Raw genomic sequence first — 23986 nt, forward strand, 5'->3', positions numbered from 1 at the left:
GCTGGGGCGCCCTCACCCCAACCCTCTCCCGCAAGCGGGAGAGGGGGCGCGCTGCGGCTGGGGGCGGCGCATTGATCTGAACAACCTCACAAGCTAGCTACCTACGCAAAACCTCTCCCCGACCGCGGCCGGACTCCCTCTCCCGCTTGCGGGAGAGGGCTGGGGTGAGGGCGACGCGCGTCGCAGCTTGTAGGGCGGCAAAGCTCGTAGGGTGGGCAAAGGTGCGCCGCAGGCGCGCCGTGCCCACGCGCTACTCACCAAACCGTCCCGACATCTCCCGAACGTCGCCGCCCCAATCCGGCGGCAACAGCCCGTCTCGACAGAAGCGATGAAAGCTGCTGTACGGCCAGTCGCGCACCGCCGTTACTAGACCGTGCTTCACCGGGTTGTAGTGGATGTAGTCGACATGCTGCGCAAGATCGTCTTCGTCGCGCACAAGGTGCTCCCAATAGCGCCGTTGCCAGATGCCTTTCTCTCGGCGGCGCTGTTTGCTGGCCGCCAAATCTGACGCGGGAATGATCCCGCGAGAAAACCCGGACTTGATCAATGACCACCGTCCCGAGAAATCGGCATCGCCGGGCGGCAGCTCCCAAATCGCGTGCAGATGATCAGGAAGGACGCAGATTGCGACGGTCTTGAAGGGATAGCGATCTCGAACCGAGCTGTAGATTCGTCGAAGACGATCGACATGGGCAACAAGAAGGTCGCCGGTGCGATCGGCCATGGCGACGGTGAAGAAGAACATCCCGCCTTCGCGATTGGCGCGCCGATAATGCGACATGCGGTCAACAACGCGGTTAGGTTGAAAGCCGCAGTGTAGCACGAGATGTGACGCGTGGGCACGGCGCTGCGCGCCTTTGCCCACCCTACAAGCTCAAACGAAAAAGGGCGGCCCGGAGGCCGCCCTTGATGGTTGCGATCGCGTTGATAGTTACGCCGCGGCCTTCTTCGGTACGACTTCGAAGCGGTCGGCGTTCATCACCTTGGTCCAGGCGGCGACGAAGTCCTTGGCGAACTTCTCGTGGACGTTGGACTGGCCGTAGACTTCGGCGAGCGCGCGCAGCTGCGAGTGCGAGCCGAAGATCAGGTCGACGCGGGTGCCGGTCCAGCGCAGTTCGCCCGTCTTGCGGTCACGACCTTCGTAGACGCCGTCCGTGGCCGAGGGCGACCACACCGTCTTCATGTCCAGCAGGTTGACGAAGAAGTCGTTGGTGAGCTTCTCCGGCCGCTCGGTGAACACGCCGTGGGTGGTGTGGCCGACATTGCCGCCGAGCACGCGCAGCCCGCCGAGCAGCACCGTCATTTCCGGCGCGGTGAGGTTGAGCAGCGCCGCACGATCCACCAGCGCTTCTTCCGGCTTCATGAACTGGTGCTTGCCCGCGTTGATGTAGTTGCGGAAGCCGTCCTGGCGCGGCTCGAGCACCGCGAAGGATTCGGCGTCGGTCTGTTCCGCGGACGCGTCCATGCGGCCCGGGGTGAACGGCACCTCGACGGTGACGCCGGCATCCTTGGCGGCCTTCTCGACCGCGGCCGAGCCGGCCAGCACGATCAGGTCGGCGAGCGAGACCTTCTTGCCGTCCTTCTGCGCGCCGTTGAACTCGCTCTGGATCGCTTCGAGCTTGCTCAGCACATGGGCGAGATCGGCCGGCTGGTTCACCTCCCAGTCTTTCTGCGGAGCCAGACGGATGCGACCGCCATTGGCGCCGCCGCGCTTGTCGGAATGCCGATAGGTCGAGGCCGAGGCCCAGGCGGTCGACACCAGCTGCGAGACGGAGAGGCCCGAGCCGAGGATCTTCGCCTTGAGATCGGCGATGTCCTTGTCGCTGACCAGCTCGTGGTTCACGGCCGGGATCGGATCCTGCCAGATCAGGTCTTCGTTCGGCACCAGCTTGCCGCGATAGCGGACCTTCGGGCCCATGTCGCGGTGGGTCAGCTTGAACCAGGCGCGGGCGAAGGCGTCGGCGAACTGATCCGGGTTCTCGAAGAAGCGGCGCGAGATCTTCTCGTAGGCCGGGTCGAAGCGCAGCGACAGATCGGTCGTCAGCATGGTCGGGACGCGCTTCTTGTTCGGATCGAACGGATCCGGCACATTCGCCTGCGCGCCCTTGGCGCGCCACTGCTGGGCACCGGCCGGGCTCTTCTCCAGCTCCCACTCGAAGCCGAACAGGTTCTCGAAGAAGTGGTTGCTCCACTTCGTCGGGGTCTGGGTCCAGATCACTTCCGGGCCGCCCGTGATGGTGTCGGCGCCGAAGCCGGTGCCGTGGGTGCTCTTCCAGCCGAGGCCCTGGTCCTCGATCGCGCCGCCTTCCGGCTCGGCGCCGAGGAACGACGGGTCACCCGCGCCGTGGGTCTTGCCGAAGGTGTGGCCGCCGGCGATCAGCGCGACGGTTTCCTCGTCATTCATCGCCATGCGGCGGAACGTCTCGCGGATGTCCTTGGCGGCGGCGACCGGGTCGGGGTTGCCGTTCGGGCCTTCCGGATTGACGTAGATCAGGCCCATCTGCACCGCGCCGAGCGGATCCGACAGCTGACGCTCGCCCGAATAGCGCTCGTCGCCGAGCCAGGTGCCTTCCGGACCCCAGAACAGCTCTTCCGGCTCCCAGACGTCGTCGCGGCCACCCGCAAAACCGAAGGTCTTGAAGCCCATCGATTCCAGCGCGACGTTGCCGGTGAGGATGAACAGGTCGGCCCAGGACAGCTTGTTGCCGTACTTCTGCTTGATCGGCCACAGCAGCCGGCGCGCCTTGTCGAGGTTGGCGTTATCCGGCCACGAATTCAGCGGCGCGAAGCGCTGCTGGCCGGCGCCGGCGCCGCCGCGGCCGTCGGTGATGCGATAGGTGCCGGCCGAGTGCCAGGCCATGCGGACGAACAGGCCACCATAGTGACCGAAGTCAGCCGGCCACCACTCCTGCGAGTCGGTCATCAGCGCGGTCAGATCCTTGATCACCGCGTCGAGATCGAGGCTCTCGAATTCCTTCTTGTAGTCGAAGCCCTGACCCAGCGGATCGGACAGCGACGAGTTGCGATGGAGCATGCTGAGGTCGAGCATCTCCGGCCACCACTCGGAGTTCTTGCGCCCGCGGGGACCACTGCCACCACCACCGCCATGCGGGAACGGGCATTTGCCCTTGTCGTCAGTCGTTGCGTCCATGATTTCTCTCCGTCGTCGTCTGCCAGTGTGTTCGTGTCGTTCGAACGTTTGATGACAGCTGATTGTCTGCCGAGAACGCCGCGCACGCGGGGACTCGTCCGCGGCGTCTCGTGTTGGGGTGATTCGGTTGTTTGGCCGGCGCTACCCGCGCGCTGCGGACCGACCGGCGCAGACTGGAGCAGTTCTACGATCAGGTCCAGTCGAATTGATTTTCGGTACCGATCAGATTATCTGATCGTCCATGGTGACGCTCCGGCAGCTCCGCTATCTCTCCGCGCTCGCGCGTCACGGCCATTTCGGCCGCGCCGCCGATGCTTGCGCGGTGACGCAGCCGGCGCTGTCGATGCAGGTCGCCGAACTGGAGCGCACGCTCGGCGTCAAAGTGGTCGAACGCCGGCCCGGTGAGGTGTTTCTCACCGAAATCGGCCGTGAAATCGTTCGGCGCGGCGATGATTTGCTCAGCGGCGCCCGCGATCTGGTGGATTTCGCCCGCCACCGCGCCCAGCCGCTGACCGGCCGGTTGACGCTCGGCCTGATTCCGTCTCTGGCGCCGTATCTGCTGCCGAAAGTGCTGCCGCTGCTGCAGCAGCGCTATCCCGAGATGCGGCTGGAACTGCGCGAGAGCCAGACCCGGCAACTGGTCGCCGACGTCGGCAGCGGCGCGCTCGACGCCGCGCTGCTGGCCCTGCCGGTCGGCCTCCGCGACCTCGAGACGATCGCGCTGTTCGACGACGAATTCCTGCTCGCGGTGCCGGCCGACGATCCGCGGCCCGAGAGCGCCACCGTGGCGGTCGACGAAATCGACCAGTCGCGGCTGATCCTGCTCGAGGACGGCCACTGCCTGCGCGACCAGGCGCTGGCGTTCTGCGCCACGGCGCGCAACCGCGCCATCAACATGGGCGGCGCCGGCACCGCGACGTTCGGCGCCTCCAGCCTCACCACGGTGATCCAGATGGTGGCGGGCGGCTACGGCGTGACGCTGATCCCGCAGATCGCCGCCGACGTCGAGCGCCGCGACAGCCGCGTCAAATTCCTGCGGCTGCGCCGCCCGCAACCCGGCCGCAGCATCGGCCTGGTGTTCCGCAAGACCTCGCCGCGCCGGCACGATTTCGACGTGCTCGGCGAAGTGGTACAGGAAGGGGTTCGCCGGGCTTCGGCGGAGCCGGCCTGAGCGGCGCAGCGCTCAACGCAGCAGCGAGGTGGCGCGTTGCATGCTGGCGGCGATTTCGGCCGTGGCGGCGCTCTGCTCCTCGGCGGTGGACGCCGTCGAGGCGACGAACTCGTTGACGGCCTCGATCGCCTGCTTGATCGAACCGAGCGCGCCGACCACATCGCTGGCGATGTTGTTGAGATTGTCGATCTGGGCGACGATCTGATCGGTGGCGCTACGCGCTTGCCCCGCCAGCGTCTTCACCTCCTGGGCCACCACGGCGAAACCGCGCCCAGCCTCTCCGGCGCGGGCCGATTCGATCGTCGCGTTGAGCGCCAGCAGATTGATCTGGCCGGTGATGGCACCGATGATTTCGGCAATCCCGCTCATCGCCTTGGCGGCTTCGTCGAGACGCTGGGCCTGGCCGTCCGCCACTTCGACCTCGCTGACCGCACGATACGTGGTCTTGCGCGAACGGTTGGTCGCTTCGGCGATCATCTGCACCGTGCTGCTCAATTCCTCGGTGCTCTCCGCCGAGCGCATCAACATGCCGCGCGCTTCCTCGTTGGCAATCCGGCGCTGCACCTGCGGCGTGACATCGGACGCGTACTTCACCACCTTGTAGGGCTTGCCGTCGAGATCGAGGATCGGATTGTAGGACGCCTGAATCCAGACCTCGCGGCCGTCTTTGGCAACGCGACGGAATTCGCCGGCCTGATACTCGCCGCGTGCCAGCCGCTCCCAGAACTCACGATAGGCCGCGGTGTTGCGGTCGGCCGGCTCCATGAAAATGCTGTGGTGGCGGCCTTTGATCTCGGCCAGAGAGTAGCCCGTGGTCTTGAGGAAATTGTCGTTGGCGTCGAGAATCGTGCCGTCGGTCTTGAACTCGATCACCGCCTGCGACTTGCGGATCGCCGCGATCTGGCCGGCGCTGTCGGCCGCGGCGAGCTTCTGGACGGTGACGTCGTTGGCGAACTTCACCACTTTGAAGGGCCGCCCCTTGTGGTCGAGGATCGGATTGTACGACGCCATAATCCAGACCTCGCGGCCGCCTTTGCCGAACCGCTTGAACGAGCCCGTGAACGCCTCGCCGCCGTTGAGCCGGCGCCAGAAATCCCGATAGGCGTCGCTGTCACGCTCCGCCGGCGCGACGAACATGCTGTGGTGCCTGCCGACGATCTCGTCGAGCGAGTAGTCGAGCGCGGCGAGAAACTTGTCGTTCGCGGCGAGAATGGTGCCGTCGAGCGCGAACTCGATCACGGCCTGGACCCGGCCGATCGCCGCCATCTTGCCGGCATCCTCCAGGCTGTGGGTCTTGGCGGCGGTGATATCGGCGGCGAATTTGACGACGCCGGTCGGCTTGCCGTTGCGATCGAGAATCGGGTTGTAGGTCGCCTGGATCCAGACCTCGCGGCCATTCTTGCCGATCCGCAGAAATTCGCCGCTGTGATATGCGCCGCTGCGCAGGCCGGCCCAGAACTCGCGATATTCCGGGCCGTCGTGTTCGGCCGGATCGACGAAGAGGCGATGGTGCCGCCCCTTGATGTCCTCGAGCGTGTAGCCAAGCAGATTGAGAAAGTTGGCGTTGGCGGTTTGGATCGTCCCGTCCAGATCGAACTCGATGACCGCCTGCGACCGGTCAATCGCCGCGAGCAACGCTGTCGCGCGCTCCCGATCGGCGCTTCGGGAAAACGGAAACATGAAGCGAAGTCCTCCGGACCAACGGCGGGGTGCCGGCGAACTTTCCGATTCGCGGCATGTAGTTCCCCCAGCCTGAGGCCTGATCGTTAAAGAATCTCCTATTTGGACACCTCGTTCAACTACGCAGCCGACAGTGCGTAGAACGACGTGATGGTGGGACAGGTGAACCGCTGGGATCTCATCGCCCCTGCATGGCCTTCGCCTCAGCGCGCCACGATGGCGGCGGCTTCGTTGGCGGCGCGTTGCATGCTGCTCGACATTTCGCCAGTGACCGTGCTCTGCTCCTCGACCGCCGCGGCCGTGGAGGTGACGTATTCGCTGACGTTCTGGATCGCGGTCTTGATCCTGCCGAGCGCGGTGACGACATCGCCCGAGATGGCGTTGAGGTTTTCGATCTCGGTGCCGATCTTGTCGGTGGCCTGCTTGGCCTGATTGGCGAGGTTCTTGACCTCGGCCGCCACCACGGCGAAGCCGCGGCCGGCCTCGCCGGCGCGCGCCGACTCGATGGTCGCGTTCAGCGCCAGCAGGTTGATCTGGCCGGTGATGTGGCCGATCAGTTCGACGATCCCGCTCATCGCCTGGGCGGCGTCGTTGAGCCGGTTGGCCTGGCCGTCGGCGGCATCGACTTCGCCGACCGCGCTGGAGGCGGTCTGCCGCGACTTGGTCATCGCTTCCGAAATCTCGCGGACCGAGGCGTTGAGTTCCTCGGCGCCGGCCGCGACCGAATCCATCATGGCGCGGACGCGCTCGTTGCCCATCCGGATCAGCACCTGCCGGGTGACGTCGGTGGCGTACTTCACCACCTTGAAGGGACGGCCGTTGAGATCGAGGATCGGATTGTAGGACGCCTGAATCCAGACTTCCCTGCCGCCCTTGCCGATCCGCTTGTATTCGGCGGCCTGATACTCGCCGCGCCGCAGCGCCTCCCAGAACGCCCGATAGTCGGCGCCATCCCGCTCGGCCGGATCGACGAACATGCTGTGATGGCGGCCCTTGATCTCGCCCAGCGTATAGCCGAGCGCGTGCAGGAAATTCTCGTTGGCGCCCTGGATGGTGCCGTCCATGCCGAATTCGATGATCGCCTGCGACTTGCCGATCGCGGCGATCTGACCGGCCAGATCCGCATTGGCGAGCTTCTGCTCGGTCACGTCGGTAGCGAACTTCACCACCCGGATCGGCTTTCCGTTCTCGTCGAGAATCGGATTGTAGGACGCCAGGATCCAGACCTCACGGCCGCCCTTGCCGATGCGCTTGTATTCGGCGGCGAGGTAATCACCGCGATCGAGCGTCGCCCAGAAATCCCGATAGCCGGCGCTGTCGCGAGATGCCGGCTCGATGAACATGCTGTGATGCCGGCCCTTGATCTCGTCGAGCGTGTAGCCCATCGCGCCCAGGAAATTCTGGTTCGCGTCCAGGATGGTGCCGTCCATGGCGAACTCGATCACCGCCTGGGCGCGGCCGATCGCCTGGATCTTGCCGGCGTCGGCGAGGCTGCGCAGCTTGGCGTCGGTGATGTTGGCGGCGAACTTGACGACCCCGAGCGGCTTGCCGTCCTTGTCGAGCACCGGATTGTATGACGCCTGAATCCACACCTCGCGGCCGCCCTTGGCGATGCGCTTGAACTCGCCGGCGCGGAATTTGCCGGCCTTCAAATCCGACCAGAACTCCGCATAGTCGGCGGTCTTGGTCTGGTCGGAATCGACGAACAGGCTGTGATGCCTGCCCTTGATCTCGTCGAGCTTGTAGCCCAGCACGTTGAGGAAGTTGTCGTTGGCGGTGAGGACGTTTCCGTCGAGATCGAATTCGATCATCGCTTGCGAACGATTGATCGCTTCCAGGATCGCGGACGGGGACAGGACGGCCGTGTTGCGCCGAAATGTAAACATGTGAGGTGCCTTTGCTCGGGATCTGTAGTCCGGGTCGGTCCCGAAGGCGGCCAGATCATCGGAGTTCTACGGGGTTAAGCCCACACTGCCGGATCCGATCTAATCTTTTACTAATCCCATCTTTTGCCAATGCACTCGATTTCTGCACGTCGCGTATCGTAAGGCGGCCGAGCCATGCGGCTACGCGCCTCGCCTGCGACGACGCGATGCCGTCACCTGCAGCTACGACGAAAATCAGGGCGACATGCGCAAAGCGACCTGTGCACGCTACAACTCAGGGCTGCGTGTTGACACTTGGCGATCGCACGACGCGATTAGTCATGGCTTCGGCAAGCCTCGCGGCTTGCGCTGAATCTCGGGGCGCGTCGGAATGACACAGACGGAAAATCGAGGGCGGGCACAGATTGCGCACCGGCCCTCGACTTCGTTGCGTTGATCGGTCGCGTCTCAGACGCCGAGTGTGCCGGCCTTGGCGGCGGCGTAGCGTTCGCCGACCTTGCTCCAGTTCACCGTGTTCCACCATGCCTTCAGATAGTCGGCGCGGCGGTTCTGATAGGCCAGGTAGTACGCGTGCTCCCAGACATCGTTGCCGAGCAGAACGCGCTTGCCGTCCATCAGCGGGCTGTCCTGGTTCGGCCTGGTCTCGATCGCGAGCTTGCCGTCCTTGCTGACGGTGACGAACACCCAGCCCGAGCCGAATTGACGCCCGCCGGCCGCATTGAAGTCGGTCTGGAATTTCTCCATGCCGCCGAGATCGCGATCGATCGCCGCCAGCACGTCGCCGGACGGCTTGCCGCCGTTCGGGCCCATGATCTCCCAGAACATGGTGTGATTGGCGTGACCGCCGAGGTTGTTACGCACGCCGGTGCGTAGCGTGTCGGGCAGGTCGCCGAGCTTTGCCAGCACGTCGGGGACCGGCGTATCCGCCAGCTTCGGATTGTCCTTGGCGAAATTGTTCAGATTGGTGATGAAGGCCTGATGATGTTTGCCGTGGTGGGTCTCCATCGTCTTGGCGTCGATGTGCGGCTCCAGCGCGGCGAACGGATAGGCCAGCGGCGGCAACTTGAACGGGCCAGCAGGCGCGGTCGCGGCCTGGGCGGAAGCGTAACGCGGCAGGGCCGCAGCAGCAGCGAATCCGGTAGCGGCCATCATCAGATGGCGTCGAGACAAAGCTGGCATGTTTCCTCCGTTTGCAGGCTGCACGAACTACGCGCGGTCTGATGCGGAGTTTCGCCAAAGATGACGTGCCGGCCGCGACGGAGTAGCGCAGCCGCCGGCGCGAGACCGGTGCTGCTTCTGATCGAATCACCGCCGTCATCCTGGAGGCGCCCGCCGGGCCGCGCTGCGCTACGGGCCTCGAAGGATGAGCCGCGGGCGCCTTTGGACATTTAAGTTGGCCGCATCCTTCGAGGCGCGCGACGCGCGCACCTCCGGATGACGACTCCGCACCCGAGGAGACGGCGCGCTTCAATCGACCGATGACGGCTTTGAAGTCTGTCCGGAACATGCTTTGAGCTGGACGATCAGGAAGCTCGAAGTATTTGGGCTGCCGCGGTCGTGACCATCAGTCCGGCCGGTCAGAAATGATACGCCAGCGTCAGCGAGCCGTAATCGGAGTAAGCCCGCGCCTGTGTGGTGTACTCCCGCGAGCGGTGGATCCACGCGAGCGAGGCGAGGAAGCCCGCCTGGTTGAACACCTCCGCGCCGGCGACCAGGTCGTACACGAACGCCTCGCGCGTAACGTGCGGGCTGTCGACGAAGGTGCTGCCGTCGAGAAAGATATTGCGGGCGACACCGCGGGCCTGCACGCCGCCGAACAGCGAGAAGCCCCAGAACGGTGCGGCCGGATCGGGGCTGACGAAGTTGGCGCCGGACACACCCGGCCGAATCAGCGTCGGTCCCCAATTCGTCGACAGCGCGCGTCCGACGCGCAGGATCGCGCCGGCCTCGCCGTAGGTGAAGACGTTGCCGCCGGTGAAGCCGAGCGACGGAATGATATCGGCACCGAAGCCGTTGCCGAAATCGGTCGCGACCTTCCAGCGCCGCTCCCACGACAGCAAGATGCCGGGCTCGTTGCGCAGTTCGTAGCCATTGATCACCGGCGCCGACTGACCGAGCATGCTGTGAAAGCTCGACTGCACCGCCTGCGCCAGTGAGGCGTTGCCGCCGACCGCGCCGACCTGCAGCTCGAACGAATCGAGCTGCCGCCGCGCAGTCTCCTGCGCAATGCTGAAGCCGGTGTAGAGCCAGCCGCCGAACGGACGGTCGACGCCTGGCGTGTAGTTGCCCCGCGTATCACGATCGGGCGTGTAGATGTTCTGAGCCAGCGCGATCCATTCGAACTGCTGCCGCACCGAGCCGCCCGGCGCGCCGAAGGTGAGCAGTGCCGGACTTACCAGGCCGAACGCCTTGCCGGCGATCAGGTCGCGGTTGAAATCATCGAACACGAAGGAGAGCCGCAAGCCCGATGTGTAGTCGCGGTCCGTATTGACCACCGCATCGTTTTCGCCGATTAGCACGACCCGCTGCGCCAGCGCGCCGTCCGGCGCAAATACCAGCGCCAGGATGATCGCGGCGACCTGTACAATCAAGCGGCGCATAACGACAGTCTCTCAATCCTGCCGATATTATTGGGGGCACGGCATATGCGCCGCAAGGCCCGACTTCGTACAACGCGCGGCCGCGCATATGAACGGCCAGGCAGCGTGGCAGCCGGGACACGAACCGGCAGTTGCTGCAACAAAAAGGGGCGGCCTGTGCGGCCGCCCCTGATCGAGAATCAAGCCAGCTGCCCGTCAGGGCGGCAGGTTATTCGCCGGCGGCCTGGGCCGGGGCTTCGCCTTCGGCCTTCTGCTTGGCCTCGAGGTCTTCGCCGGTCGTCTGATCGACCACCTTCATCGACAGCCGGGTCTTGCCGCGGTCGTCGAAGCCGAGCAGCTTGACCTTGACCTTGTCGCCTTCCTTGACGACGTCGGAGGTCTTCTGCACGCGGCCGGCGGCGAGCTGGCTGATGTGTACCAGGCCGTCCTTGGCGCCGAAGAAGTTCACGAAGGCGCCGAACTCCATCACCTTGACGACGGTGCCCTCGTAGATCTCGCCGATCTCCGGATCGGAGGCGATCGACTTGATCCACTTGATCGCAGCCTTGATCGACTCGCCATCCGACGAGGCGACCTTGACGGTGCCGTCGTCCTCGATGTTGACCTTGGCGCCGGTCTTCTCGACGATCTCGCGGATCACCTTGCCGCCGGTGCCGATCACTTCACGGATCTTGTCGGTCGGGATCTTGAAGGTCTCGATCCGCGGCGCGTGTTCGCCGAGCTCGGCGCGGGCGCGGTCGAGCGCCTTGGACATCTCACCCAGGATGTGGATGCGACCGTCCTTGGCCTGGCCGAGCGCCACCTTCATGATCTCTTCGGTGATGCCGGCGATCTTGATGTCCATCTGCAGCGAGGTGATGCCCTGCTCGGTGCCGGCCACCTTGAAGTCCATGTCGCCGAGATGATCCTCGTCGCCGAGGATGTCGCTCAGCACGGCGAAGCGCTCGCCTTCCAGGATCAGGCCCATCGCGATGCCCGCGGTCGGCCGCTTCAACGGCACGCCCGCATCCATCAGCGCCAGCGAGGCACCGCACACCGACGCCATCGAGGACGAGCCGTTCGACTCGGTGATCTCGGAGACGACCCGGATGGTGTAGGGGAACTCGTGATGCGGCGGCAGCACCGGATGGATCGCACGCCACGCCAGCTTGCCGTGGCCGATCTCGCGGCGCTTGGTACCACCGAGGCGACCGGTCTCGCCGACCGAGTAGGGAGGGAAGTTGTAGTGCAGCAGGAACGTCTCTTTGTACGTTCCCGACAGCGAGTCGACGTACTGCTCGTCTTCGCCGGTGCCGAGCGTGGTCACGACCAGCGCCTGGGTCTCACCGCGGGTGAACAGCGCCGAACCGTGGGTGCGCGGCAGCACGCCGGCCTGGGCCACGATGCTACGCACGGTCTTGCTGTCGCGGCCGTCGATGCGCTTGCCGGTGTCGAGGATGTTCCAGCGAACGATCTTGGCCTCGAGCTCCTTGAACACGCCGGCGATGCGCAGCTTGTCGTATTTCGGCTCCTGGCCTTCCGGGAAGAAGTGCGCGATCGCCTTCTCCTTGACCTTGCCGACCGCCGCGTAGCGATCCTGCTTGACCGGGATGGCGTAGGCGGCGCGCAGCTCCTGCTCGACCAGGCCGAGCATTTCCTTTTCGATCTCGCTGTCGTCGACGACGTTGAGTTCGCGCGGCTCCTTGGCGGCCTTTTCGGCTAGCTCGATGATCGCGTCGATCACCGGCTGGAAGTGGCGGTGACCGAACATCACGGCGCCGAGCATGACCTCTTCCGACAGCTCCTTGGCTTCGGATTCGACCATCAGCACGGCGTCGGCGGTGCCGGCGACGACCAGCTCGAGCTGGGTCTCGGGCATCTCGTCGAGCACCGGATTGAGCACGTACTCATCGTTGATGAAGCCGACGCGGGCGGCGCCGATCGGGCCCTTAAACGGCGCGCCGGACAGCGTCAGCGCGGCCGAAGCGGCGACCAGCGAGACGATATCGGGATCGTTCTCCATGTCGTGCGACAGCACGGTGACGATCACCTGGGTCTCGTTGCGCCAGCCGTCGGCGAACAGCGGACGGATCGGGCGGTCGATCAGGCGGGAGACCAGCGTCTCCTTCTCGGTCGGACGGCCTTCGCGCTTGAAGTAACCGCCCGGGATGCGGCCGGCCGCGTAGGTCTTTTCCTGATAGTCGACGGTCAGCGGCAGGAAGTCGACGCCTTCGCGCGGCGACTTGGCGGCCACCACGGTGGCGAGCACGACGGTCTCGCCATAGGTGGCGACGACGGCGCCGTCGGCCTGGCGGGCGATCTTGCCGGTTTCAAGCTTGAGGGGGCGTCCACCCCAATCGATTTCGACGGAATGCTGATTGAACATCGGATCCTTCTTTCATGCGGATACCGAGACGACCGGACGCCAGATACCAAAAGACCATGCCAAGATTGCGGGACGCTGGCAGCGAGGCGTGCACAGCGTCCGGCGATCCTGCCATGGTCTTAAAGTGGGAATGGCGCTCGGTCCTCCCGGGTGCGGGATCGCGACCACCTTGGTCGCGGGCCCCGCGGAGCGGGCCCTGGGCCCGTTGACGGCCCAGCCGCCGGATGCGGCTGAGCGAGACACACGGGCGAACTCAGCGCTCCCGTGTGGTAGCTCGGCCGGCGCGGCAGGCTGGAAGCGGCGCACCGCGTCCAGGCCGCAGCCGGCGGACGCGATCGATCAGCGACGGATGCCGTGCTTTTCGAGCAGCGCCTTGTAGCGCGCCTCGTCCTTCTTCTTGACGTAGTCGAGAAGCGAACGGCGCGTCGACACCAGCTTCAACAGCCCGCGACGCGAGTGATTGTCCTTGGTGTGGGTCTTGAAGTGCGCGGTCAGGTTGGCGATGCGTTCCGACAGGATCGCGATCTGAACCTCGGGCGAACCGGTATCACCGGCCTTGACGGCATTGGTCTTGATGACTTCCGCTTTGCGTTCTGCGGCAATCGACATCGTCAGTTACTTTCCTTGGCGACGGGACTGGCGGTCAGTCCCGAGAGGTTGAACACACGCTTGGGGATGAGTTCGCCGTTGCCGAGCTCGGCGAGGGCCAGAAGCCGGCCTGCCACCGTGACATAGACTGTGCCGCTGCAATTGGGCGCATCCCGTCCGCGCAACAAAACGGCCTGGCCCCGATGGAGCCTTGCCGCATCAGCCCGTGTGACGGCCAGTGCCGGGATGTCGTCCAGCGCGGTCTCAACGGGCAAAAGCGCGTCGGCGAGGCTACCCTCGCCGGACGCCGCTCTATCGCACAAAGCCTGCAACTGTTCCAGCGGAATCATGTCGGCCTCGTCGAACGGGCCGCACAGCGTCCGCCGCAGCGCGCAGATATGGCCGTAGCAGCCGAGCAGCCGCCCCATGTCGCGGGCCAGCGCCCGTACATAGGTTCCCTTGCCGCATTCAGCCTCGAACACCGAATGGCCGCTGTCCTGATGGTCCACCAGGGTCAGTTCGTGGATCTCGACGGGCCGCGGCGCCAGCTCGACGACTTCGCCGTCGCGCGCCAGATCGTAGGCGCGTTCGCCCTGGATCTTGACGGCCGAGTATTGCGGCGGGATCTGCGCGATCACCCCGGTGAAGCGCGGCAGCAGCGCCATGATGGCTTCCGCGGTCGGCCGCTCGTCGCTGGTCGCCACCGCCTTGCCCTCGGTATCGTCGGTATCCCGCTCCTCGCCCCAGGCAACGGTGAAACGATAGCGTTTGCGGCCGTCCATCACGAACGGCACCGTCTTGGTGGCCTCGCCCATCGCGATCGGGAGCCCGCCGGAAGCGAGCGGGTCGAGCGTGCCGGCGTGGCCGGCGCGCTTGGCCGAGAACAGCCGCTTCACCACCGCGACCGCATGGGTCGAGGTCATGCCGATCGGCTTGTCGAGCACCACCCAGCCGTGGACGTCGCGCTTGTCGCGGCGCGGCTGCTTGTTGCCGTCCTTGCCGCGGGCCTGATTGCGCGGATCGTTGTTGTCGCGCGGCTTGCGGGCCTCAGCGGCGGTCGGCGCGTTGTCGGCGCCGGCGTGCTGCAGGTCGTTGGAGGCGAGCGCGGAGGTGGTCACGGTCATCAGTCCTGGTCCGGATCGGGTTCGAGGTCTTTCTGCACCGCGGGCGTGCGCAGAAGTTTTTCGATCCGCTCGGCTTCGGCGAAACGTTCGTCGATCCGGAAGCGGATATCGGGGGCGTATTTCAGGTTCACGCGCTTGGCGATTTCGCCGCGCAGAAATTTCTTGTGCTGCTCGAGCGCGTCCAGCACCAGCTTCTCGTCGCGGCCGCCGAGCGGCATCACGTAGATCGTCGCGAGCTTCAGATCCGGCGACATCCGGACTTCCGGCACCGTGATCAGGTGCGTCTCCAGCACCGGATCATGCACGCCGCCCTGGCTGAGAATGTCGGCAGCGGCGTGGCGCACCAGCTCGCCGACACGCAACGACCGCGTCGACCCGCCGGACGGGGAACTCTTCTGGTGATGGCGAGGCATCGTGGTTCTCTTCACTCGTCGTCGACATGCCCGCGCTTGTCGCGGGCATTCACGTCTTCACTGCGGAAAAACGAAGACGTGGATGGCCGGGCTCATCGCGAAGACGTGCTTCGCGCGAGCCCGGTCATGACGTCTCATGTCAATCGAGCGTCTCGGCTGTAAGAATTGGACTTACAGCGAGCGCTGGATGGTTTCGACGCGGTAGCACTCGATCACGTCACCGGCACGCATGTCGGTGTAGTTCTCGAACGCCATACCGCATTCCTGGCCGGCCTGGACTTCCTTCACTTCGTCCTTGAAGCGCTTGAGAGTCGACAGCTTGCCTTCGTGCACCACGACGTTGTCGCGGATCAGGCGAACGTTGGCGCCGCGCTCGACGGTGCCATCGGTGACGCGGCAACCGGCGACCTTGCCGACCTTGGAGATGTTGAAGATCTCCAGGATCTGGGCGTTGCCCAGCATGGTCTCGCGCAGCGTCGGCGCGAGCAGACCGCTCATCGCCTTCTTAATATCATCCACCAGATCGTAGATGATGTTGTAGTAGCGGATCTCGATGCCGTTGCGCTTGGCGGCCGCAGCCGCCTCCTTGTTGGCGCGCACCGAGAAGCCGAGGATGACGGCATTGAAGCCTTCGGCCAGCGTAACGTCGCTCTCGCTGATGCCGCCGACGCCGGCGTGCAGGATACGCGCGGCGACTTCGTCGGTGCCGAGCTTCTCCAGCGAGCCGAGGATGGCTTCGAGCGAACCCTGGACGTCCGCCTTGACGATCAGCGGGAAGTCCTTGCGGCCCGAAGTCTTGAGCTGGCTCATCATCTGCTCGAGCGAGCCGCGCATGCCGACCGCGGACGCCGCCTTCTCACGCTTCTGATGGGCGCGATACGACGTGACTTCGCGGGCGCGGGCTTCGTTCTCGACCACGGCGAGGCGGTCACCGGCTTCCGGCGGACCGTTGAAGCCGAGCACCTCGACCGGCACCGACGGGCCGGCTTCCTGCACGGTCTCGCCGACATCGGAGATCAGCGCGCGGACGCGGCCCATCTCGGCGCCGGCCACGATGATGTCGCCGACCTTGAGGGTGCCGCGCTGAACCAGCACGGTGGCGACCGGGCCGCGGCCGCGATCGAGCTTGGCTTCGATCACGGTGCCCTCGGCCGGGCGCGTGGTGTTGGTCTTGAGGTCCAAGAGTTCGGCCTGCAGCGCGATCATCTCGAGCAGCTTGTCGAGATTGGTCTTGTTCTTGGCCGAGACCTCGACGTCGACGACGTCGCCGCCGAGCGATTCGACCTGGACGTTGTGCTGCAGCAGCTCGGTACGGACCCGCTCCGGACGCGCGTCCGGCTTGTCGATCTTGTTGATCGCCACGATGATCGGAACGCCGGCCGCCTTGGCGTGATTGATCGCCTCGATGGTCTGCGGCATCACGCCGTCGTCGGCCGCCACCACCAGGATGACGATGTCGGTGACCTTGGCGCCGCGGGCGCGCATCGCGGTGAACGCGGCGTGGCCGGGGGTGTCGATGAAGGTGATCTTGGTGCCGGTCTCCGGCGAGGTCACCTGATACGCACCGATATGCTGGGTGATGCCGCCGGCTTCGCCCGACACCACGTTGGCGTGGCGCAGCGCGTCGAGCAGCGAGGTCTTGCCGTGGTCGACGTGGCCCATCACGGTCACCACCGGCGAACGCGGCTCGGTGTCGGTGGAGTTGTCGGCGACGTCGAACAGGCCTTCTTCCACGTCCGAGGCGGCAACGCGCTTGACGGTGTGGCCGAGCTCTTCGGCGATCAGCTGCGCGGTGTCGGCGTCGATGACGTCGTTGATCTTGTGCATCGCGCCTTGCTTCATCAGCATGCGGATGACGTCCACCGCCCGCTCCGACATGCGGTTGGCGAGCTCCTGGATGGAGATGGCTTCGGGGACGATGACTTCGCGTACCAGCTTCTCTTTCGGCTCGTTCGAGGCGTGGCCCTTGAGGCGCTGGGTGCGGCGGCGGAACGAGGCGATCGAGCGCTCGCGGACATCGTCGGCGGTGAGCGCGGTGACCACGGTGAGACGGCCGCGCTGCTTCGACGCGCCGGGCTTGGCGGCCGGCTGCTTCGGCGGCGGCGCCGGACGTGCGGGACCGCCGGGGCGGCGGATCATCCGCGGCGCCTCGTCGTCGTCGCCAGCCTCGGCCGCAACCCCGGGCGGACGGCTCGGAGCCGCCGGCGTGCGCGCGGTTGTGGTGGTGGTGGTCGAACGCGCAGGCGCCGCATTGGCGTCGGCCGGCTTCTTGGCCGGCTCGGTGTCGCCGAAGCGCTTCTTGGCCTCGGTCTCGGCCTTGCGCTTGGTTTCTTCTTCCTGGCGGTGACGCTCTTCCTCGGCCTTGCGGCGGGCTTCGGCAGCCTCGCGCTCGGCCTTGTCGATCTTTTCCTGCTCGGCGCGGCGCACGGCCTCGATCTCGGCCTGCTTCCGCTCCTCGACCTCGCGCACGCGGGCGTCGGCCAGCGCGGTGGCGCGGGCGGTGCGCTCGTCCTCGGTCAGGGTCCGAAGCACCATGCCGCTGCGCGCCTGCTGCTGCGGCGACGGACGGGGCTGCTGACGTGGGGGCGGCGGCGGCGGCGCGGCCGCGGCGGGCTTCTTGACGACTTCGGGCGCCGCCGGCTCGGGCGTGCCGTCGCCGAGGCGACGCTTGCCGCGCTTTTCGACCACCACCTGCTTGCTACGGCCGTGGCTGAAGCTCTGGCGCACGACGCCCTGCTCGACGCGCGGCTTCAGCGTCAAAGTCTTGGAGGGCATCGTCAGAGTCTTGTCGCCAGGAGTTTTCGTATCAACCATTCAGTCGTCCCAATCCTTCAACGTCGTGCGCGTTCGCACGAACTTCGTCAGCAGCTTGTTCGTCAGCGGCGTGGTCAGCAGCGTCTTTCGGCGTGTCGATCAGCGTTTCCGCAAGATCCGCATCCGCAAGCGCCGCACCCGCAATGGCCGCATTGGCATCGCCGTCATCCGCCAGCCGGTATCGGACCAGAATCTGGCAGCGCGACAGGAATGTTCGTCCGGCCGGGCCCGCAAGCAGGGCAGCATGTATCACATTTGACCGCCCCAATGCCAAATCCAATTCTTCGGAGCTGAGCACCTTGATGACGGGAAATGCACGCGAGCCTGTCGCAGCCCCGTCAAATTGACGAGAAACCGCCTCGAGCTTGCGAATTCCATCGGCAGCGCCGTCGGCGGCGTGCAGCATCGCCACCGCCTCGCGGCTCTTCAGCGCGGTCTCGACCTTGCCGAAACCCGACACCACCTGGCGCGCCTTGGCGGCAATCGCCAGCGCATCGCAGACCGACTGCACCAGCAGCCCGTCGAGATCCTGCGCCAGCGTCGGCGAAACCTTGACGTCGCGCTTGAAACCCTTGGCGAACACCCGGCGGCGCACCGCCTGCTCGATCATGGCGTGCGAGGCCGTGACCCACAGGCCACGGCCGGGCAATTTTCGTTTCAGGTCCGCCACCACCTCGCCGGTGGGCGCGACCACGAACCGGATCAGTTCAGACGTCGGCCGAACCTGCCGCGTGACCGCGCACATCCGCTCGGTCGCGGACTTTCCAGTCCGCGGTCCCGTGTCGAGATCTGCAGCATCGGCAGCAGCAAACATTCGGTCGGCAAGCCCTTCATGTCTCTAGACGCATCGACGGATACGTCGGTTCGGATCGCGCGGCATGGCGGATCACTCCGCCTCGACCTCGGTCTCCGCAGCCTCTGCGGTCTCGCCCATCGTCTTGGCGAGTTCTTCTTCGGTGATCCAGCCGGCCTTGACGCGGGCCTGCATGATCAGATGTTCGGCGTCTTCACGTGTGATCTCGACGCCGTCGAGAATGCCAGCGTACTTCACCGGCTCGGCGCCTTCTTTGCGCTCGGTCCAACCGACCAGATCGTCGGTGGCGCAGCCGGCCAGATCCTCGACCGTCTTGACGTCGCCCTCGCCGAGCTTGACCAGGATCTTCGAGGTGACGCCCGGCACGTCCTTCAGCGCGTCTTCGACGCCGAGTTCGAGCCTGCGGGCTTCCATTTCGGTTTCGACGCGGTCGAGATATTCGCGGGCGCGGGCCTGCAGTTCCTCGGCGGTTTCCTCGTCGAAACCTTCGATCGACGCCAGCTCGCGGCTGTCGACCATCGCCAGTTCCTCGACCGAGGTGAAGCCTTCCGAGGCGAGCAGCTGACCGACCACTTCGTCGACGTTCAGCGCCTCCATGAACACCCGGGTCGAATTCTCGAAATCGGCCTGGCGGCGTTCGGATTCCTCGGTCTCGGTGAGGATGTCGATGTCCCAGCCGGTGAGCTGCGAGGCCAGACGCACGTTCTGGCCGCGGCGGCCGATCGCAAGAGATAGCTGGTTATTGGTATCCGGAACCACAACCTCGATGCGCTCGCGATCTTCGTCAATCACGACCTTCGAGACTTCGGCCGGCGCCAGCGCGTTGACCACGAAGGTGGCGATGTCCGGCGACCACGGAATGATGTCGATCTTCTCGCCCTGCAGCTCGTTCACCACCGCCTGCACGCGCGAGCCGCGCATGCCGACGCAGGCGCCGACGGGATCGACCGAACTGTCGCGCGACACCACGCCGATCTTGGCGCGCGAGCCCGGATCGCGGGCCACCGCCTTGATCTCGACGATGCCGTCGTAGATTTCCGGCACTTCCTGGGCGAACAGCTTGGCCATGAACTGCGGATGGGTGCGCGACAGGAAGATCTGCGGCCCACGGGTCTCGCGGCGGACGTCGAAGATGTAGGCGCGGACGCGGTCGCCGTTGCGGAACGATTCACGCGGCAGCATCTCGTCACGCCGCACGATCGCTTCGCCGCGGCCGAGGTCGACGATCACGCTGCCATATTCGACGCGCTTGACGACGCCGTTGACGATCTCGCCGATGCGATCCTTGAACTCGGAATATTGCCGGTCGCGCTCGGCCTCGCGGACCTTCTGAACGATCACCTGCTTGGCCGACTGCGCGGCGATGCGGCCGTATTCCAGCGGCGGCAGCGTGTCGGCGATGGTATCGCCGATCTGCGCACCCGGGTTGGCGCGCTGCGCGGCCTTCAGCGAAATCTGGTTGGCGGGGTTTTCGACGTTCTCGACCACCAGCATGTGGCGCGACAGCCGGAGCTCGCCCTTCTTGGCGTCGATCTCGGCGTGAACATCCGTCTCCGAGCCGTAACGGGCGCGCGCCGCCTTGGCGATCGCGTCTTCCATCGCGGCGATGACGATGCCGCGATCGATCGATTTCTCACGTGCCACCGCGTCGGCGATCTGCAGCAGTTCCAGCTTGTTGGCGCTGACGGCCATGGGTCAATCTCCCTCGGACAGGTCGGTGTCGCCACGCCGCAACCTGTCGGCGGCGAGACGGTGAGCTTTGGTATTGGCCGGCTTCGGCTTGGCGGCCGGCTTCGCCGGCTTGAGCTTGGGCTTCGGCGCATTGGATTTCTTGGGGTCGCTGCGCTTGGCGTGCGGCGGAGGCGGCGGCGCGAGGCCCAGGCTCTGCTTCAGCTCGCGTTCGGCCTGTTTGCCGCGCCGCATCGATTCCGCGACCAGTTCGTCGGTCAGCACCAGTCGCGCATCGCCGATGTCGTGCATCGGCAGCAGCACCAGCGGGTCTTCGTCTTTGACGCCCTCTTCGCGCAGCACCCGGACCGCATCGCCTTCGACGCCGTCGAGCAAGCCGCGGAAGCGTTTGCGATTCTGATGCGGAACCGTCATCTCGATCTTGACCAGATGGCCGCCATAGCGGGCGAAATCCGAACGCCGCACCAGCGGACGATCGATACCGGGCGATGAAATCTCGAGCCGGTAGGCGCGGTCGATCGGATCGGCGACGTCGAGCACCGGCGACAGCGCCTTCGACACCGCCTCGCAATCATCGATCAGCATCGTGCCGTCCGGCCGCTCGGCCATGATCTGCACGGTGCAGCCAGATTCGCCCGACACCTTGATGCGCACCAGCCGATAGCCCATCGCCTGCAGCACCGGCTCGGACACGGCGGCGAACCGCGCGGCAACGCCGGGCTCGACCACCAGACGCGGCTCGTCCAGCAGATCGGGGGCGTCGGCGGCTGGGTTCGGATCGGTCATCGGCTGATCGGACGGCAAATCGGGTGAATGTTGGCGATCGGGTATGGTCGGCTCGTTCTTTATGTTCAGGGTCGGGGCGGAGGCCGGCATCCAGCGGCCAACCTGATCATGCGACCGGGTAATAAAAAAGAGCGGGTCCCGGAGGGCCCACTCTCGATACGTGGTCGTATGAGAATTTCTGAGTGACGCTGATATAGCGGCTTTTTGGCGGAGCGGCAAGGGCTGCGGACGGGCCCTGATTTGCGGCCTTCTCCCGGCAGTTCCGAATTGCGCCGCCCGCAAGGCCGAAAAGCTGAACGGCCGACGTCATGCGTCTCAATCGCGGATGGACCGCCTATCCTAACGCTTCCTTCATGAGGTCCATTTAGGTTCCGGGGCAGCCGCCGAATGCGGCCTCGCCGAGAAACAGGATGTCCCCGGCACCTTCCCTCCAGCCCGAACTCGATGACGTGGTCAGCAGCGGCAGCCTCGAGCGCCGCGCCGATGCGGTGCGCCGGATTGCCGACCTGTTCGTACAGCGCGCGGCGCAGTTCGGCCACGCGCATGTCGACCTCTTCGACGGCGTGCTGCTGCGGTTGGTGCCGGATGTCGACGTCGAGATACGCGGCGAGTTGGCGCGGCGGTTTTGTTCGCTCGGCAATGCACCGCCGCAGCTGATCGCGCAGCTGGCTCAGGACGAAGACATCGGCATCGCCGGGCCGCTGCTGCGGCGTTCGAGCCAGATCGACGACGACACACTGGTCGAGCTCGCGGGCACGCGCGGCCAAACCCATCTGATGGCGATCTCAGAGCGGGCCACGGTGCCGCCACCGATCAGCGACGTCATCGTCCGCCGCGGGGATCGCGATGTGCTGCGCAGCATCGCGGTGAATGCCGGCGCGCAGTTTTCGGAGTCCGGCTTCAGCGGCCTGGTTCGCCGCGCCACGCACGATGTGGCGCTGGTCTCCGCGATCGGCTCGCGCGCCGACCTGTCGTCCGAGCGCCTGAAAGACCTGCTGACCGTGGCCAGCGATACGGCGCGGCGCCGGCTGATCGAGACCGCTCCGCCGGGCAACCGCATCGCCATCAACCGCTTGATGCACGACCTGGCCGCCACGCCGCAGCAAACGCCCGTGACGCGCGACTTCGCGCCGGCGCAGCGCCTGATCGTGGCACTGCATCATGGCGATGAGCTGACGGAGACCACCGTGCAGGAGTTCGCACAAGCATTCCGTTACGAAGAGACGGTCGCGGCGCTGTCGGCGATGTCCGGCGTGCGGATCGCGACTCTCGACCCGCTGATGGCCGGCGACAGCCACGATCCGATGCTGATGCTCAGCAAGGCGCTCGGCTTCGACTGGCGCACCGTGCGGCTGCTGATCGGGCTGCGGCTCGGGCCCGACCGGATGCCCGCCTCGCCCGATGTCGAAGAGGCCCGCCACAATTTCGAGCGGCTCGCACCCTCGACCGCTCAGCGCATCGTCGGATTCTGGCGGTTGCGGCAGATCATGGCGTAAAGCCGCCGCGATCTTCGGCGAACGCTCAGGCGGCGAGCCGGCGGAAGCGCAGATAGGCGGCGCGGCGGCCCTCGCGCTCGGCTTTGCGACCGTAGCGAGTCATGGTGTAGTTCGGCCAGGGCTGGCGCCAGTCATCGGCGCGCTCCGCCGTCCAGTCGAACGCCGGCGCCCGCAGCATATGCGCCAGCGTCCAGGCGTTGTAGCTGTCGATATCGCTGACGAAGCGGAATTCGCCGCCTTCGATCAGCGCCCGCGCCATCGCATCCAGCATCGCATCCTGCACGAAACGGCGCTTCCAGTGCCGGCGCTTGGGCCAGGGGTCGGGGTGGATCAGATCGATCCGCGCCAGCGAGCCGGCTGGCACCCACGCCATCAGCTCGGCGGCATCGCCGGCGAACAGTTTGATATTGCAAATATTCTGATCTTCGATCCGGGCCAGGATCTTGGCCATGCCGTTCACATAGGGCTCGGCGCCGATAAAGCCGGTGTCCGGGTGAGCAAGCGCTTCGGCAATCAGGTGCTCGCCGCCGCCGAAGCCGATCTCGAGCCGCACTGCGGTCGTCGGCGGATCAAACAGCCCGGTGAGTGCGGCCGGTGCCGGCTGGTCGATCTGCAACGCCAGATTCGGCAGCAGATTTTCGACCAGGTCGGCCTGATGGGTCCTCAACTTGTGACCCTTGCGCCGCCCGAAGAACGAGCCGTGATGGTGAGCGAGATCATTCATGTCGGTGAACGCTTGTTTATGTCGCTTGATACACGCCGGATCAGGCGAGAATGATTCTGAACGCACTGATCAATAGTGATCAATACCACGGTCTGTCGCAGCATTGGTCCTGTGAATTAGTTCTGGTTTGAAACAATTCAAATCAATCGCCAAAACGTCGCGGCCCGCGCTCCGACTAATCGGGGCGCGGGCCGCGACGTGGGACGAACCAATGAACTCAGTTTGATTCGTTGGGCTCGCGTGCGGCGATCTGCTCGACCAGATCGACGATGCTGCGCCGAAGCTTGGCATCGCTGATCTTGGTGAAAGCGCGGGTCAGCGCCAGGCCTTCGGACGTTGCGAGAAAGTCCGAAACATACGACGGAGACGGCGCTTCGCTGAAGCCGGTGCCATTGGCGAGGCCGCCGCTGGGGCCGCCCTCGAACAAAAACGACACGGGCACCTGCAGAACTTCTGAGATCTGCTGGATGCGGCTGGCACCAACGCGGTTGGTACCCTTCTCGTATTTCTGAACTTGCTGGAAGGTCAGGCCCAATGCTTCGCCGAGCTTTTCTTGGCTCATGCCGAGCATGATGCGCCGCATGCGCACACGACTGCCGACATACTTGTCAACAGGATTGGGCGCTTTGGTCGACATCTCACTTACTCCTCAGGACACATGCATGCGCAAATAGAAGGCGAATGC

The 23986-nt window shown here is 65.5% G+C and carries 18 protein-coding genes; 2 read left to right on the forward strand and 16 right to left on the reverse strand.

The window, feature by feature from the left end; all coding sequences use genetic code 11:
• Window positions 1–250: 250 nt before the first annotated feature.
• A complete protein-coding gene (locus tag LPW26_RS22170; RefSeq protein WP_238737863.1) occupies window positions 251–781 on the reverse strand; it encodes an REP-associated tyrosine transposase in 531 nt (176 codons plus the stop codon).
• Window positions 782–931: 150 nt separating this feature from the next.
• Window positions 932–3151 (reverse strand): catalase/peroxidase HPI, encoded by a 2220-nt coding sequence (gene katG / locus LPW26_RS22175; RefSeq protein WP_238737865.1) that lies wholly within the window; start codon window positions 3149–3151, stop codon window positions 932–934.
• A 241-nt stretch (window positions 3152–3392) separates the two neighbouring features.
• On the opposite strand from katG, the gene LPW26_RS22180 reads away from it, so the two are divergent.
• Window positions 3393–4322 (forward strand): LysR substrate-binding domain-containing protein, encoded by a 930-nt coding sequence (locus LPW26_RS22180; protein ID WP_238737867.1) that lies wholly within the window; start codon window positions 3393–3395, stop codon window positions 4320–4322.
• A gap of 12 nt (window positions 4323–4334) precedes the next feature.
• On the opposite strand, the gene LPW26_RS22185 is transcribed toward LPW26_RS22180, so the two are convergent.
• The 12 genes from LPW26_RS22185 to rimP form a co-directional block, all read right to left on the reverse strand.
• On the reverse strand, window positions 4335–6002 hold the full coding sequence (locus LPW26_RS22185) for a methyl-accepting chemotaxis protein (RefSeq protein ID WP_238737869.1): 1668 nt from the start codon (window positions 6000–6002) through the stop codon (window positions 4335–4337).
• Window positions 6003–6205: 203 nt separating this feature from the next.
• Entirely contained in the window at window positions 6206–7888 is a 1683-nt protein-coding gene (locus LPW26_RS22190; protein ID WP_238737871.1) for a methyl-accepting chemotaxis protein, read from the reverse strand.
• Between the two features lie 447 nt (window positions 7889–8335).
• Entirely contained in the window at window positions 8336–9067 is a 732-nt protein-coding gene (locus LPW26_RS22195; protein ID WP_238737873.1) for a superoxide dismutase, read from the reverse strand.
• A 398-nt stretch (window positions 9068–9465) separates the two neighbouring features.
• Complete coding sequence (locus LPW26_RS22200) at window positions 9466–10488, reverse strand: lipid A deacylase LpxR family protein (protein ID WP_238737875.1); 1023 nt, start codon at window positions 10486–10488, stop codon at window positions 9466–9468.
• Window positions 10489–10696: 208 nt separating this feature from the next.
• Window positions 10697–12853, reverse strand: coding sequence for a polyribonucleotide nucleotidyltransferase (gene pnp / locus LPW26_RS22205; protein WP_238737876.1), 2157 nt, complete (start codon window positions 12851–12853; stop codon window positions 10697–10699).
• 339 nt (window positions 12854–13192) lie between these two features.
• A complete protein-coding gene (rpsO, locus tag LPW26_RS22210; RefSeq protein WP_110787143.1) occupies window positions 13193–13462 on the reverse strand; it encodes a 30S ribosomal protein S15 in 270 nt (89 codons plus the stop codon).
• A gap of 2 nt (window positions 13463–13464) precedes the next feature.
• Window positions 13465–14565 carry a tRNA pseudouridine(55) synthase TruB gene (truB, locus tag LPW26_RS22215; protein ID WP_238737878.1) on the reverse strand — a complete coding sequence of 367 codons (1101 nt, stop codon included), beginning with the start codon at window positions 14563–14565 and terminating at the stop codon, window positions 13465–13467.
• Window positions 14565–14978, reverse strand: a complete 414-nt coding sequence (gene rbfA / locus LPW26_RS22220; RefSeq protein ID WP_238737880.1) for a 30S ribosome-binding factor RbfA — start codon at window positions 14976–14978, stop codon at window positions 14565–14567. Before rbfA ends, truB begins: the two co-directional genes overlap by 1 nt.
• Window positions 14979–15149: 171 nt before the next feature.
• On the reverse strand, window positions 15150–17792 hold the full coding sequence (gene infB / locus LPW26_RS22225; RefSeq protein WP_238737882.1) for a translation initiation factor IF-2: 2643 nt from the start codon (window positions 17790–17792) through the stop codon (window positions 15150–15152).
• Window positions 17785–18606, reverse strand: coding sequence for an RNA-binding protein (locus LPW26_RS22230; RefSeq protein ID WP_238737884.1), 822 nt, complete (start codon window positions 18604–18606; stop codon window positions 17785–17787). Before LPW26_RS22230 ends, infB begins: the two co-directional genes overlap by 8 nt.
• A 72-nt stretch (window positions 18607–18678) precedes the next feature.
• Window positions 18679–20298: a transcription termination factor NusA gene (gene nusA / locus LPW26_RS22235; protein WP_238737886.1), complete on the reverse strand. Its 1620-nt coding sequence runs from the start codon at window positions 20296–20298 to the stop codon at window positions 18679–18681.
• Between the two features lie 3 nt (window positions 20299–20301).
• Complete coding sequence (gene rimP, locus LPW26_RS22240; RefSeq protein WP_238737887.1) at window positions 20302–21081, reverse strand: ribosome maturation factor RimP; 780 nt, start codon at window positions 21079–21081, stop codon at window positions 20302–20304.
• A 410-nt stretch (window positions 21082–21491) separates the two neighbouring features.
• Here rimP and LPW26_RS22245 point away from each other — a divergent pair, with 410 nt between their 5' ends.
• Window positions 21492–22577 (forward strand): DUF2336 domain-containing protein, encoded by a 1086-nt coding sequence (locus LPW26_RS22245; protein ID WP_238737889.1) that lies wholly within the window; start codon window positions 21492–21494, stop codon window positions 22575–22577.
• Window positions 22578–22602: 25 nt separating this feature from the next.
• On the opposite strand, the gene trmB is transcribed toward LPW26_RS22245, so the two are convergent.
• Window positions 22603–23301, reverse strand: coding sequence for a tRNA (guanosine(46)-N7)-methyltransferase TrmB (gene trmB / locus LPW26_RS22250; RefSeq protein ID WP_238737891.1), 699 nt, complete (start codon window positions 23299–23301; stop codon window positions 22603–22605).
• 217 nt (window positions 23302–23518) lie between these two features.
• Window positions 23519–23938 (reverse strand): helix-turn-helix domain-containing protein, encoded by a 420-nt coding sequence (locus LPW26_RS22255; protein WP_238737893.1) that lies wholly within the window; start codon window positions 23936–23938, stop codon window positions 23519–23521.
• Window positions 23939–23986: the final 48 nt, after the last annotated feature.

This window comes from Rhodopseudomonas infernalis, from assembly GCF_022271405.1.
Classification (GTDB): domain Bacteria; phylum Pseudomonadota; class Alphaproteobacteria; order Rhizobiales; family Xanthobacteraceae; genus Rhodopseudomonas; species Rhodopseudomonas infernalis.

Bases quoted from the DNA above. Each gene is read 5' to 3' on its own strand.
- LPW26_RS22170 (WP_238737863.1), bottom strand. From the start codon at position 781: ATGTCGCATTATCGGCGCGCCAATCGCGAAGGCGGGATGTTCTTCTTC.
- katG (WP_238737865.1), bottom strand. From the start codon at position 3,151: ATGGACGCAACGACTGACGACAAGGGCAAATGCCCGTTCCCGCATGGC.
- LPW26_RS22180 (WP_238737867.1), top strand. From the start codon at position 3,393: ATGGTGACGCTCCGGCAGCTCCGCTATCTCTCCGCGCTCGCGCGTCAC.
- LPW26_RS22185 (WP_238737869.1), bottom strand. From the start codon at position 6,002: ATGTTTCCGTTTTCCCGAAGCGCCGATCGGGAGCGCGCGACAGCGTTG.
- LPW26_RS22190 (WP_238737871.1), bottom strand. From the start codon at position 7,888: ATGTTTACATTTCGGCGCAACACGGCCGTCCTGTCCCCGTCCGCGATC.
- LPW26_RS22195 (WP_238737873.1), bottom strand. From the start codon at position 9,067: ATGCCAGCTTTGTCTCGACGCCATCTGATGATGGCCGCTACCGGATTC.
- LPW26_RS22200 (WP_238737875.1), bottom strand. From the start codon at position 10,488: ATGCGCCGCTTGATTGTACAGGTCGCCGCGATCATCCTGGCGCTGGTA.
- pnp (WP_238737876.1), bottom strand. From the start codon at position 12,853: ATGTTCAATCAGCATTCCGTCGAAATCGATTGGGGTGGACGCCCCCTC.
- rpsO (WP_110787143.1), bottom strand. From the start codon at position 13,462: ATGTCGATTGCCGCAGAACGCAAAGCGGAAGTCATCAAGACCAATGCC.
- truB (WP_238737878.1), bottom strand. From the start codon at position 14,565: ATGACCGTGACCACCTCCGCGCTCGCCTCCAACGACCTGCAGCACGCC.
- rbfA (WP_238737880.1), bottom strand. From the start codon at position 14,978: ATGCCTCGCCATCACCAGAAGAGTTCCCCGTCCGGCGGGTCGACGCGG.
- infB (WP_238737882.1), bottom strand. From the start codon at position 17,792: ATGGTTGATACGAAAACTCCTGGCGACAAGACTCTGACGATGCCCTCC.
- LPW26_RS22230 (WP_238737884.1), bottom strand. From the start codon at position 18,606: ATGTTTGCTGCTGCCGATGCTGCAGATCTCGACACGGGACCGCGGACT.
- nusA (WP_238737886.1), bottom strand. From the start codon at position 20,298: ATGGCCGTCAGCGCCAACAAGCTGGAACTGCTGCAGATCGCCGACGCG.
- rimP (WP_238737887.1), bottom strand. From the start codon at position 21,081: ATGACCGATCCGAACCCAGCCGCCGACGCCCCCGATCTGCTGGACGAG.
- LPW26_RS22245 (WP_238737889.1), top strand. From the start codon at position 21,492: ATGTCCCCGGCACCTTCCCTCCAGCCCGAACTCGATGACGTGGTCAGC.
- trmB (WP_238737891.1), bottom strand. From the start codon at position 23,301: ATGAATGATCTCGCTCACCATCACGGCTCGTTCTTCGGGCGGCGCAAG.
- LPW26_RS22255 (WP_238737893.1), bottom strand. From the start codon at position 23,938: ATGTCGACCAAAGCGCCCAATCCTGTTGACAAGTATGTCGGCAGTCGT.